Here is a 12,510-nt window from a genome sequence, read left to right as displayed (position 1 = left end):
AATTCAGGAACTAATACAACTCAAGCGCAGGCGGCGCCCCGATTGCATCCAGCCGTGCCGCCAAGGTTTCCTTAGCGTCGCCTTGGAAAATCAGCACCCGGTCTGGTTCGGTCTCAGCCCGGGCATACAGCGGGTTTTCCACCCCGGCATAGCCCGGTTTCAGATCGAAGTTAAAGATGGCCACGTGGGCGCAGTCCCCCACGTTCAGCACGGGCATCCCATAGATTGGGGTTCCTTCAGCGGTATTGGCCGCCGGGTTCATCACGTCGTTAGCCCCAACGACTACGGTCAAATCCGCGGTCGCGAAGTCATCGTTGATGTCCTTCATTTCCCGCAGTTTTTCATAGTCCACGTCAACTTCGGCCAACAATACGTTCATGTGTCCGGGCATCCGGCCCGCCACCGGGTGAATTGCGAAGTCCACGTTCTTTCCGGCCTTTTCTAGGTAGTCCAACAGGCGTTTGACCTGGGCTTGGGCTTGAGACAGAGCCATGCCGTAGCCAGGCACCAGGATGACGCGCTGGGCATTTTCTACCCAGTCGGCGAAAGTGGTTTCCGGGTCCACGGCAGGTGCTGCGGGTGCAGGTGCGCTGGCAGAAGCAGTGTCGCTAGTTTCAGGCTTGCTCTCACCAACCGATTCGTCCGGTTTTTCCGATTCATCTTCAGTTGACGTTGCGGGAGTGGCAGCAGCAGCAGCGGTGCTGACGGAAGTCTTGCCCAGCAAAATATCCATGAGGTGGCGGTTCATCGCCCGGCACATGATCTGGGTCAACAGCAGACCGGAAGCCCCCACAATGGCTCCGATAGCCACCAACAGCAGATCAGAGATGGCCAGGCCGGCGATAGCTCCCGCCACCCCGGACAGGGAGTTCAGCAGGGAAATCGTGATGGGCATATCGGCTCCGCCCACCCGCACCGCCAGCAGGTAACCAAACAGGTTGGCGGCCACAATCTGGAGGATAAGCAACACCGTTTGCGCCACACCCGGACTGCTGAACGGCGGAAAAACGTAAGCCAGAGCGGCACCCAGGCTGACGACCAAGCTCAGACCCACCCACACGGAGTGCGCGGGAAGCACCTTCGGGTGCTGATCCAGGATTTGATGCAGTTTGCCTGCCGCAATCAGGGAGCCAAAGAAGGTAGCACCACCGACAGCGACCGCTAAACCGGCAGTGAACTGGGCAAAAGCATTGTTATCAGCATGTCCGGTCAAGGCTAGGGCTCCGGCGAGCATCGAGGCCATGCCGCCCAATCCGTTGAGCAGAGCCACGGTTTGTGGCATCCGAATCATCTTGGTCTTACGCCAGATGATGACCCCGAATAACGCCCCGACCAGCATTGCGGCATAGAGTTCGACAGCGCTGAGGATTCCGAAGTTCCACAGTGTAGCCACGATAGCCAAAGCCATCGCCAAGGCGCCCAGAAGGTTGCCACGCACCGCTGTCTGTACCCTAGAGAGCATATTTAATCCCACCAGCACCAGTATCACCAGCACTACCGAGACGGCATAGTAGAGGAGACTATTCGGGCCTTGTGCCCCCATCAAATTCAAGTTGTTACCCATGACTACTCCCCCTCTCCGGCCTGAGTGCCCCCACCGGCGACGGGCTTGTGTTTCTTATCGAACATCCGCAGCATCCGGTCAGTGACCCCAAACCCGCCGACAATATTCACCATCGCCAGCGCGACCGCCAGCAAGCCCAGCGCTTTTGATCCCAGGCTCACCGCTAACGCGGCCGCACTCAGACAGCCCAGCACGGTCACGCCGGAAAAGGCGTTCATCCCGCTCATCAACGGGGTGTGTAAAAGACTGGGAACTTGGCTGATTATTTTGTAGCCGACCAGGGTAAACACCACCAGCACGACCAATAACACGCCTTGGAATGGAGTCATCGATTTTCTCCTTGGGTTACGGTTTTCTTAGGAATTTCATGAAAATATAGCCAAGCGAGGGTGGTGAATGTATTCGCCACCACCCCGAGGCATCGATTAGGGCGACCTCACCGTTGACCGGCCGGCCGCCCTAATCGTCGCGTTCTAGGGTCAGTTTAGGCCAGGCCCATTGCCTCGCGCGCACCAACGTGAACGATTTCGCCGTCGATAGTCGTGAGGGTCTTGGCGATGATTTCGTCACTGCGATCTAGGACGATTTGGCCGTCCTTGACCAGGAAGTCCACGAAGTTGGCAATGTTCTTGGCGAACATGAAGGTCGAGCTCTTCGGCAGCATACCGGGGATGTTCTTAATCCCCACCAGGGTGACGTGGTGCTTGACTTCCACCTTGCCCGGGGGAGTGATTTCGCAGTTGCCGCCTTGGTCAATGGAAATATCCACGATGACCGAACCGGGCTTCATGGATTTCACCATGTCTTCGGTAATGAGTCGTGGAGCCAAATGGCCCGGCACCAGAGCCGAAGCAAAGATAATGTCCATATCAGGAATGACCTTAGCCAGAGCAGCACGCTCTTTGACCAGCTCTTCTTCGGGCAGAGCCTGGGCATAGCCGCCTTCACCAATGGCCTTCTCAGGATCCACCCCGAGTTCAACCGGCTTGGCGCCCAGGGAAGTGGCCTGTTCGGATGCCATCGGGCGAATGTCGGCAGCGTGCACCACGGCGCCCAGACGCTTCGCGGTAGCCAGGGCTTGCAAACCACCCACGCCTACCCCGACGACCAGCACCTTCAGCGGGTCAATACGTCCGATAGCGCTGTGAATCAACGGCATAAAGGACGGCTGGTAGTTCGCCGCCAACAGGATGCCTTTATACCCGGCACACGTACTCATAGAAGTCAGGGCGTCCAAGTTTTGTGCCCGAGAAATACGCGGCACACCGTCCAAAGACAGCGAAATAACGCCCTGCGCCGCCATCTCCTTGACCATCTCGTGGTTGGGCGGAGCAGCCGGGTGAATAAACGTAATTAAGTATTGGCCTTTATGCATCATCGAAACTTCGGAGCGACCCTTGGCCTCGTTGAACAGCGGTTCCTTGACTTTCAAAATCAGGTCCGCCCGCTGGTAGATTTCTTCCGGATCGCTAACCATCTCAGCTCCAGCCGAGACATACTCCGGGTCATGGAAGAAGGAACCTTCTCCGGCGCCGGTTTCGACCAGGACGGTTAAGCCCTTCCCGACCATATCTGCCACCGTTTCCGGGGTAGCAGCCACGCGGTCTTCACCGCTCATAATTTCCTTGGGTACACCAATAATCATCGTAAAAACCCTCCGCGAATACTTCGTTGTACGCACAGCTCATAGGTTCATGAGTTGGACGATAAAAAGTGTATCGCATGGAAGTTGTTTTTATCCGTGTATTTAGCCACAGATTTAATACAGGAGTGCATTCACGTTCTGGGTGCATTTTCCCGTAAAATTCCCCTACAAAGCAGCTTTCGTCTGCCCATATAGAACGGGCGCCCCGAAGATTACTCCCCGAGGCGCCCGCCCAATAATAAATCGCTAATAACTACTTCTTCGGTGGTACTTTGAGGGTGAGTACCACTTTGTCCAATCCCTCAAAGAAATTGTTGCCTTTGTCGTCCACCACGATGAAAGCCGGGAAGTCCTCGACTTCAATCTTCCACACGGCTTCCATGCCAAGCTCAGGGTATTCCAGCACCTCGACTTTCTTAATGGAATGGGCGGCCAGCTCCGCGGCGGGACCGCCGATAGAACCAAGGTAAAAACCACCGTGTTTGCGGCAGGCATCAGTGACGACCTGGCCACGATTGCCCTTGGCCAGCATAATCATCGAGCCGCCGTGGGCTTGGAACAGGTCCACATAGGGGTCCATACGCGAAGCCGTGGTCGGCCCGAATGACCCGGAGGGCATGCCCTCGGGGGTTTTCGCCGGACCCGCGTAGTACACCGGGTGGTCTTTGAAGTATTGGGGCAGGTCGCCTTCCTGCTCCAGACGGTCACGGAGTTTGGCGTGGGCGATGTCACGAGCCACGATGAGGGTTCCAGTCAGGGAAAGTCGGGTCTTGATGGGGTACTTGGTGAGTTCAGCAAGGACGTCCTTCATCGGGCGGTTCAAGTCAATCTTTACCGCTTCGTCTCCGCCCAGTTCCGCAGTAGTGGGGTCGGGCATGAAACGTCCCGGATCAGTGTCCAAGGCTTCGATGAACACCCCGTCCTTGTTGATCTTTGCCACACATTGCCGGTCGGCCGAGCAAGAGACTGCGATGGCTACCGGCAGGGAGGCACCGTGGCGCGGCAGGCGCACGACCCGCACGTCATGGCAGAAATACTTGCCGCCAAACTGGGCACCAATGCCCATGTGGCGGGTCAGGTCAAGGACTTCCTCTTCCATCTTCAGGTCGCGGAACCCTTGCGCCTGTTCGCCGCCGTGGGTGGGCAAGCCGTCCAGGTAGTGAGCCGAAGCGTACTTCGCGGTCTTGAGTGTGTATTCCGCGGAAGTGCCGCCGATGACGATTGCCAAGTGATAGGGCGGACAGGCAGCCGTGCCCAGCGAGCGAATCTTTTCCTCCAGGAACTGCATCATGTGTTCAGGGTCAAGAATCGCCTTGGTCATCTGGTAGAGGTAGGACTTATTGGCCGAGCCGCCGCCCTTGGCCATAAACAAGAAACGGTACTCCGCTTCGTGCCCCGGGGCAGTCTCGGCATACAGCTCCACCTGCGCCGGAAGGTTGCACCCGGTGTTCTTTTCCTCGTACATGGACAGGGGGCTGTTTTGGGAATACCGCAGATTCAGTTTCGTGTAGGCGTTGTAAACCCCACGGGACAGCGCTTCCTCATCCGGGCCGGGGGTCAACACGTGCTGACCGCGCTCACCCTTGATAATGGCGGTGCCCGTGTCCTGGCACATGGGCAGGACTCCCGCTGCCGCGATGTTTGCGTTACGCAACAGGTCCATCGCCACGAACTTGTCGTTGCCCGATGCCTCGGGGTCGTCGAGAATCTTGCGTAGCTGCTGCAGGTGAGCGGTGCGCAGGTAGTGGGAAATGTCGTGGAAAGCCGTTTCTGCCAGCAGGGTCAGTGCTTCCGGTTCGACCTTCAGGAATTTCGTCCCGTCCGGCCCCTCGATTTCGCTAACGCCCTCGCTGGTCAGTTTGCGGTATGTATAAGTGTCCTCGCCGTGCGGCAGGATATCAGCATAGAAAAAATCGGCCACTGTTGCCCCTTTGCTCTGGTGTTTTTGTGCGGTTTGATTCTAACGCCCCGGCTCCATCACCCTCCCCGTAAGGCTTTAAACCGGAGGATTCCAGCTCATCAGGCCTCAGAGCTATGTTTTGATTTTCGCAAGCCTGACTAAAGAAAAAACGTTCCCGCCCCTCGGCTGCTGCCTCGGGGGGCTAAAGTATGAATATGTCTGATTTATTTGCGGATTGGCGCCGGCCCACTTTTATCACCTCGGTGAATCCGGGGATGCTGGGCTATGAACGGCTCATCCGCGATATGCATCCGCGAGTCGAACTGGTCGAGATTCGTTTGGATGGGGCGTGGCTGTCCCGCGGATCTTTCCAAGGCACGAAACATGACTTTGCCGAAGTCGCAAACCTCCTCCGGCAGGCTCGTGAACAGGTCAAACGGCCCATCTTGGCGACTTTCCGAACTGAGGGAGGACCCGTCTCGATTACCGCGGAAGTTTATGAACGCCTCGTGGCGCAGGCCGCGAAGTGCGCCGACTGGGTGGATGTAGAGTCGAATTATCCTTTCATTGGCATGACCGCGGAACAAGCCGCCGCCGCGGCCGAGGATCCCCACACGCAAGAGGACAATGAGAAACGCGTGGTAGGCCTGTTGCGCAACATTCACGCCAACGGTACGGGCGTCATCCTGTCCCGTCACTGTTGGGAGCCTTCCCCTAACAGCGAGAGGGAAGTCAGCGACCTGCTCATTTATCAGCTCAATTTGGGAGCGGACGTGTCTAAGGCGGCTTTTTCACCACAAAACCCCCAACAACTGGCAAATCTCCAACAGGGCGGAAAGACCACTTTCCTGCTGACCCACAGACCCACGATTTTGATTGGGATGGGCGAACTGGGCCAGCCCACCCGTTTGGCAGGTCCGCAGATGGGCAACTGGGGTACTTTCGTCACAGTGGGTGGTCCCCAGTCCGCGCCGGGACAGCTGCCGTTGGCACAGTTGGAACTTCGCTATCCCGCATCCGGTTTCTAGGTCGCACTCCCGGGTACTTTTCCTGAACAGCGAACCGAGGCTTCAGCAAAATATGGCGTAAGGTCGCAAATTGTGCGGATTTACCCGCACGGGTACATAAAACAGGTCAGAATTCGGGGTTTAGTTCACGCATTCGGTTTTCCAGATTGATGAGTTTTGCAAACACTTCTGGCTTTTCCGGTGAGCCGGAGTCGAGACGGCGCAACTGGGCTTTCAGGCTGGCGATTTTGGCGTTCAATCCCTTGCGCTCCATGGATTCCACCGCGTTTTGCACCCAAGACTCTGCCGCGGACTGGGTTTCCTGGGTTGACTGATTCGTTTCATAGAGAGGCGCCGGACGGGTCGCCAAGTTCGTCAACGCCCCCACCAAGACGGGACCAGCCTGGGCTTTCACCGCCGCAGCCCACCGGTTCAGGGCCAGGTTTCCCGGATTTGGTTCACCCGCTGCTTGGGCGGCCTCAGCCAGGCGCTGATATTCCTCGGTACCTCCAATCGCGGCGATGACTTCAAAGATGGCGCGCAAAGTGGGTTGGGTGAAACTCTGCGGATCCAACGCGTCAAAAGCAGTTTGGGCAGCTAAGCCGGGAAACTGCAAAGCTGCTATCAGCACATCACGTTCCACCCGCCAAATCGGATCGGTGTCCACTGCCGGGTCCAGCCGAGTTTGCGGAAAAATCTGGGTCGAGCCCGCCGCGGGACCACCGGCCAAGTTTGCGGGATTGACGCCGTTTCCACTACCGTGTGAAGCATTGCCGGGTCCCCCCGGTCCCGGATGTGACGACTGATTGGAGCTGGCACCAGCGCGCTGTTGGGCACGAATCTGTTTCCAAGCCTCATTGACCGCGTACCAGGTGTCCCTAACATTAGCTCCCAACCAGCCGCTCAGTTGCTTGACGTATTCGGTTCGCAATGCCTTGTCGCGAATTTCCGCCACCACCGGGGCAGCCGCGCGCATAGCGTCGATGCGGGCTGCGGGGCTTTCCAAGTCATATTTAGAGATGATGGTTTTCAACACGAAATCAAATAGGGGTCGGCGACTCTCAATCAGGTCGCGAACCGCTCCGGGACCGCGCTGCATCCGCAAGTCACAGGGATCCAAACCATCGTCAGCAACTGCCACAAAAGCCTGAGAGGCAAAGTCCTGATCGGTGCGGAAAGCCTTGAGAGCTGCGGCTTGCCCGGCGGCGTCACCGTCAAAAGTGAAGATGACTTCTCCGCCACGCGGAGGCAGGCCGCCAGGTAGCTTCAGCGAGGAGGCGCTGTCCGCGGAAGTCCCGATGAACCGGCGAATCTGTTTCGCGTGTTCGTCTGTAAAAGCGGTACCGCAGGTCGCGACCGCAGTGGTGATGCCGGACAAATGCGCCGCCATCACGTCGGTGTAGCCCTCCACGATGACGCAGCGCCGCTCTTTACCGATGTTCGGCCGAGCCAAATCCAGACCGTAGAGCACCGAGGACTTGTGATAAATCGGAGATTCTGGGGTGTTGATGTATTTCGGGACTTGCGGATCTGAATCGTCTAAACGCCGTCCGCCGAAACCCAGTATGGTTCCGGTCGCATCTTTGATAGGCCACATAACTCGGTCCCGAAACACGTCATAGATGCCGCGTTGCCCCCGTTTGCCCAGACCGACCGTCACGATTTCCTGGTCGGTGAAGCCTTTCGAACGGAGGTAATCGGTGAGGTTATTCCAGCCGGGTGGGGCGTAGCCCATGCCAAAACGGGCGGCGTCTTGGGAAGTGAAAGCTCGTCCTTCAATGAAATTTCGTGCCGTCCCTGCCCCCGGCGACACTAGTTGGGATACGAAATAATCCTGTGCGACCCGGTTGCATTCCAGCAAACGTTGCCGTGTCCCCGGCTCCACGTGCTCTTTCGTGATGGCCGCGCCCTCTACGTAATGCATTGTGATTCCGGCTTTCGCGGCTAAAAATTCGACAGCTTCGGGGAAAGTCAGCCCTTCGATGCGCTGCACAAAGTCAATAGTGTCCCCACCCTCGCCGCAACCGAAGCAGTGCCACATATTGCGCACCGGTGTCACGCTAAAAGACGCCGTTTTTTCGTCATGGAACGGGCACAAGCCCATCAGTGAGCTGCCTTTGCGCTGCAGGCTCACATAGTCGCTGACCACCGACTCAATGGGGATAGCTTCGCGTACCTTTTGCAGGTCATCAGGGTCGAACTTGGAAGCCATGCAATCATACTAGCCTAAGTTTTGGGTCAGACGGGTTGGGTAATCATTCCCACTAAACGGGCATGCCAGGCGGCTGCCGACAGGTCTGTCAAGCTCGCTACCTGGTCTATTACTGCCCGGAGGCGGCCAGCGTCCCGACCCAGATGATGCTCTTCCGCGCGCAGCCACTCAGCTCGGTAAGGCTCCTGCAAGACCCGCTGCCCGGTGGCTTCCTGCTCCAGTAGTGCCCACACCAGGTCAGAGAGCATTTGTTGTTGCGTCAAGTGGTCATGAGTGGTTTCGCGCGGCGCCATGACGTAATACACGGCGATGCCTTTGAGTAACAGGATTTCCGCTTGGGTTTCGAGGGGGACGATTACATCTGCGTCATAGCGAGCCAGAGGGCGTTCTCCGTATCGTTGGCAGGTAGCATCGTGACAGGCTAACGCGAAGCGCCCGATGAGCTGGGACGTCAGGTCTTTCAAAGCGGCTTGGGAACGGTAATCCGCCACCGGTTCGATCAGCCAGAAAGGCATTTTCCGCAACCTTTCGTGGGCGGCCACCAAATCGTCCGCACTGAACTTGCCCGGACCGAAAGAACTCGCGTACCAACGCCTTGTAATGTCAACCACGTCAACAAAAGTTCTTTCGTTTTCCAGGTCTCCCAAGCTGGCTGACCCGAGGGCTACCGCGTCCTCGACATCGTGGACTGAGTAGCCAATATCATCGGCGAGGTCCATAACTTGAGCCTCGATGCAGCGGTGATTCTCGGGGGCGCCGGCGCGCAGCCACTGGAAAACGTCCCGATCTTCGGCGTAAACCCCAAATTTGGGAGAATCCGCGCCATGAGGCCCCTCACCGCGTAGCCAAGGGTATTTCGCGATGGCATCTAGAGTGGCGCGGGTTAGGTTCAACCCCACCCACTGACCTTGGGGACTAACAACCTTCGGCTCCAGGCGGGTCACCAGCCGCAGCGTCTGGGCGTTACCCTCAAACCCACCAATATCCTTGGCTAAATCATTGAGCACTCGCTCCCCGGAATGCCCGAAGGGGGGATGCCCTAAGTCGTGAGCCAGGCAAGCCGCATCGACCACGTCCGGGTCGCACCCCAGGCCCTTGCCAAGTTCGCGCCCTACCTGGGCGACTTCCAGGGAATGGGTCAGGCGCGTGCGCGAAAAATCATTGGCAATCGGCCCCAATACCTGAGTTTTTTCACCGAGCCGGCGTAGCGCGGAGGAATGGAGTATCCGCGCCCGGTCGCGTTCAAAATCACTGCGTTGCCCGCGTTTATGCGTCTCGGTCACGAAACGTTCATGCACGTCACGGGGATAGGTTCCAATTTCACTCACGAATCAAGCCTATCGGTTGAAAGTTCATCCGCTCCTGATTTGGCGTAGGGGTCAGTGACATCCTCACCGGCTAGGTGCAGGGCACGGGCCGCGGCCGCGTCGATTTCGCGGGTGTCGAGCCAGCCTTCGGGCAGTTTGACGTGGCGCTGGGCACGGGAACGCCCATGTTTGCCACCTGCCGCTTCGGGATAGGGGGTGTTCGGGTCCAGCAACTGCACAAGGTCGTGCAGGCGACTTTCCAGGTCGTCTAATGTTTCAATGCGGGTCAGCTCCGCACGGGTAGCTCCGCCCAGGTTAAAACCTCGCAAGTACCACCCCACGTGTTTGCGCATATCCCGCAAGGCCGCCTGCTCATTACCGAAATGTTCCACCAGGCCGCGGGCATGAGCCAGGATAATCCCAACGATTTCACCCAAGGTCGGTCCCGCAGGAATCGGCCGGCCCCACAGAGCTGCCGTGATTTCACGAAAAATCCAGGGCCGGCCTTGTACAGCCCGGCCAATTTCGATGCCCGCACATCCGGTTTGCGCAAACATTTCCAGCGCGTCCTGGGCGGAAAACACATCGCCGTTGCCCAACACAGGAATATCCAGCACCTCTACCAGTTCGGCAATCCGCGACCAATCGGAGTGCCCGGAATAATACTGGTTCGTGGTGCGGGCGTGCAGCGTGAGCGCAGCTGCCCCTGCGTCCTGCGCCGCCCGTCCCGCGTCCAGCAACGTTTCGTGAGTTTCGTCAATCCCGACCCGGATCTTTACGGTTACCGGCACGTCCACGCTACGACCAGCCTCTCCCGATGCCTCTTGTGCCGCTCTCACTACCTGCCCGATAAGGTCACCAAAATACGCGGTTTTCCACGGCAGAGCCGCTCCCCCACCTTTGCGGGTGACCTTCGGAACCGGGCAACCGAAATTCAAATCAATAACATCAACTAGGTCCCGAACGATGAGTTCACGAGCCGCCCGGGCCAAGTCAGCCCCCACCACCCCGTAAAGCTGCAGCACTCGAACGGTTTGCCCCGGCCCGGATTGCGCCATGACCCACGAACGCGCCGAGTCCATCAACAGCGCTTTCGCGGTAATCATTTCGTTGACAAACATTCCCTCAACGCCGCGAAGCGTCCCGGAGGCGACGTCCGGGCGGGACACGGAATCCAAGTCCGGCGGCAAACCTTGACGGGAAAACTCTGCGCACAAATCGCGAAACGGAGCATTCGTCACCCCCGCCATCGGCGCTAGGGCAATGGGGGTCGTAAACTCTACCCCGCCAATGCGCAGAGGCGGGTATTTACACTGTGGACTCTGTGGAGCCAAAAATGCCTCCGCCCGGTATTTCAGCCGCGAAAAATCGCCGCACTGCTAGCAAATCGGCAAGTGATCGCGCAGGTAGGCGACCAGGTTATCACGACTGATGCGTTCCTGGGTCATGGTGTCGCGTTCGCGAACCGTCACGGCTTGGTCTTCCAGGGAATCAAAGTCCACGGTCACGCAGTAGGGCGTGCCGATTTCGTCTTGACGGCGGTAGCGGCGCCCCACAGCCCCGGCATCGTCATATTCCACGTTCCAGTATTTGCGCAGTTCAGCGGCGATATTTTGGGCAATTTCCGGGAGTTCGTCCTTGCGGGACAGCGGCAGAACCGCCACCTTAACCGGGCTGAGGCGCGGGTCGAGGCGCAACACGGTCCGCTTGTCCACCCCACCCTTGGTGTTCGGGGCTTCGTCCTCGGTGTAGGCCTCAATCAAGAAAGCCATCAGGGAGCGGGTCAAACCGGCAGAGGGCTCGATAACGTAGGGAATCCAGCGCTTGTCGTTAGCCTGATCGTAGTAATCGAGTTTCTGACCGCTGGCGTCCATATGTACGCCCAGGTCATAGTCAGTACGACTGGCGATACCCTCCAGCTCGCCCCACTTGGAGTTTTCAAAACCGAAGGCGTACTCGATGTCCACCGTGCGCTTGGAATAGTGCGAGAGCTTTTCCTTCGGGTGTTCGTACAACCGCAGGTTTTCGGCCTTAATCCCCAGGTCGGTGTACCACTCAAAACGGTGGTCAATCCAGTACTGATGCCATTCTTCATCGGTGCCGGGTTCCACAAAGAACTCCAGCTCCATCTGTTCAAACTCGCGGGTACGGAAGATGAAGTTGCCCGGAGTGATTTCGTTGCGGAAAGACTTGCCAATCTGGCCGATGCCGAAGGGTGGGCGCTTCCGGGCAGTCGTCATCACGTTGGCAAAGTTGATAAAGATGCCTTGGGCAGTTTCCGGGCGCAGGAAGTGCAGGCCGGATTCGTCGTCCACCGGCCCCAGGTAGGTCTTAAGCAGTCCCGAGAAGGCCCTAGGTTCCGTCCACTTCCCTTTGACACCGCAGTTCGGGCAGGGAACATCATCCATGTTGACGTCGTCAGGTTTCGCAATACCGTGTTTCTCAGCGTACTGTTCCTGCAAGTCGTCCTCGCGCAAGCGCTTGTGGCAGCTGAGACATTCGATGAGCGGGTCGGTGAAAGCCTTGAGATGGCCCGAAGCGTCCCACACCTTCGGCGGCAAAATCACCGAGGAGTCTAGGCCCACCACGTCCTCACGGGAACGTACCATATAGTTCCACCAGGCCTTTTTGATGTTTTCCTTCAGTTCTACGCCCAAGGGGCCGTAGTCCCACGCCGCGCGCGTCCCGCCATAGATGTCACCACATGGGTAAACAAAACCGCGGCGTTTCGCCAAAGAAATTACTGAATCCATCGTTGATGCCACTTGTGCTCCTTATTGGTGTTGCTTTTCTGCCGTCCCGCGCTTTTTCCGAGTTTTCAGCGGGAAGGTACCAGCCCTAGTTTAGCTGGCAAACCTCCGGGGAGGAATTCGGT

General features: G+C 57.9%; 9 protein-coding genes. 1 reads left to right on the top strand and 8 read right to left on the bottom strand.

Features of this window, described 5'->3' with window-relative positions; translation table 11 throughout:
• Positions 1 to 10: 10 nt before the first annotated feature.
• From Q0V70_RS01240 to Q0V70_RS01225, 4 genes are all read right to left on the bottom strand, one after another.
• Complete coding sequence (locus Q0V70_RS01240; RefSeq protein WP_297587446.1) at positions 11 to 1,564, bottom strand: NAD(P)(+) transhydrogenase (Re/Si-specific) subunit beta; 1,554 nt, start codon at positions 1,562 to 1,564, stop codon at positions 11 to 13.
• 2 nt (positions 1,565 to 1,566) lie between these two features.
• Positions 1,567 to 1,893 carry an NAD(P) transhydrogenase subunit alpha gene (locus Q0V70_RS01235; protein ID WP_295027271.1) on the bottom strand — a complete coding sequence of 109 codons (327 nt, stop codon included), beginning with the start codon at positions 1,891 to 1,893 and terminating at the stop codon, positions 1,567 to 1,569.
• 155 nt (positions 1,894 to 2,048) lie between these two features.
• Positions 2,049 to 3,209, bottom strand: coding sequence for an NAD(P) transhydrogenase subunit alpha (locus Q0V70_RS01230; protein WP_297587443.1), 1,161 nt, complete (start codon positions 3,207 to 3,209; stop codon positions 2,049 to 2,051).
• A gap of 253 nt (positions 3,210 to 3,462) precedes the next feature.
• Positions 3,463 to 5,130, bottom strand: a complete 1,668-nt coding sequence (locus Q0V70_RS01225; protein ID WP_297587441.1) for a fumarate hydratase — start codon at positions 5,128 to 5,130, stop codon at positions 3,463 to 3,465.
• Positions 5,131 to 5,324: 194 nt separating this feature from the next.
• Between Q0V70_RS01225 and Q0V70_RS01220 the strand changes: the two genes are divergently transcribed.
• On the top strand, positions 5,325 to 6,137 hold the full coding sequence (locus Q0V70_RS01220; RefSeq protein WP_297587438.1) for a type I 3-dehydroquinate dehydratase: 813 nt from the start codon (positions 5,325 to 5,327) through the stop codon (positions 6,135 to 6,137).
• A 106-nt stretch (positions 6,138 to 6,243) separates the two neighbouring features.
• Here Q0V70_RS01220 and dnaG read toward each other — a convergent pair whose 3' ends face one another.
• From dnaG to Q0V70_RS01200, 4 genes are read right to left on the bottom strand one after another with little or no spacing between them, the layout of a single operon-like run.
• Positions 6,244 to 8,328 carry a DNA primase gene (dnaG, locus tag Q0V70_RS01215; RefSeq protein WP_297587435.1) on the bottom strand — a complete coding sequence of 695 codons (2,085 nt, stop codon included), beginning with the start codon at positions 8,326 to 8,328 and terminating at the stop codon, positions 6,244 to 6,246.
• A gap of 26 nt (positions 8,329 to 8,354) precedes the next feature.
• Positions 8,355 to 9,656, bottom strand: a complete 1,302-nt coding sequence (locus Q0V70_RS01210; RefSeq protein WP_297587432.1) for a deoxyguanosinetriphosphate triphosphohydrolase — start codon at positions 9,654 to 9,656, stop codon at positions 8,355 to 8,357.
• On the bottom strand, positions 9,653 to 10,969 hold the full coding sequence (gene dusB, locus Q0V70_RS01205; protein WP_297587429.1) for a tRNA dihydrouridine synthase DusB: 1,317 nt from the start codon (positions 10,967 to 10,969) through the stop codon (positions 9,653 to 9,655). Before dusB ends, Q0V70_RS01210 begins: the two co-directional genes overlap by 4 nt.
• A 45-nt stretch (positions 10,970 to 11,014) precedes the next feature.
• The gene (locus Q0V70_RS01200; RefSeq protein WP_297587427.1) at positions 11,015 to 12,400 is read right to left on the bottom strand and encodes a glycine--tRNA ligase; all 1,386 of its coding nucleotides are present in this window, start codon (positions 12,398 to 12,400) and stop codon (positions 11,015 to 11,017) included.
• Positions 12,401 to 12,510: the final 110 nt, after the last annotated feature.

Source organism: uncultured Mobiluncus sp. (assembly GCF_947087965.1).
Taxonomy (GTDB): Bacteria; Actinomycetota; Actinomycetes; order Actinomycetales; family Actinomycetaceae; genus Mobiluncus.
Note: the sequence above shows the minus strand (reverse complement) of the source record. Positions and strands in the feature narration are given on the sequence as shown.

Excerpts from the sequence above, each read along its gene's own strand:
- Q0V70_RS01235 (WP_295027271.1), bottom strand. The coding sequence starts at position 1,893 with ATGACTCCATTCCAAGGCGTGTTATTGGTCGTGCTGGTGGTGTTTACC.
- dnaG (WP_297587435.1), bottom strand. The coding sequence starts at position 8,328 with ATGGCTTCCAAGTTCGACCCTGATGACCTGCAAAAGGTACGCGAAGCT.
- Q0V70_RS01220 (WP_297587438.1), top strand. The coding sequence starts at position 5,325 with ATGTCTGATTTATTTGCGGATTGGCGCCGGCCCACTTTTATCACCTCG.
- Q0V70_RS01240 (WP_297587446.1), bottom strand. The coding sequence starts at position 1,564 with ATGGGTAACAACTTGAATTTGATGGGGGCACAAGGCCCGAATAGTCTC.
- Q0V70_RS01230 (WP_297587443.1), bottom strand. The coding sequence starts at position 3,209 with ATGATTATTGGTGTACCCAAGGAAATTATGAGCGGTGAAGACCGCGTG.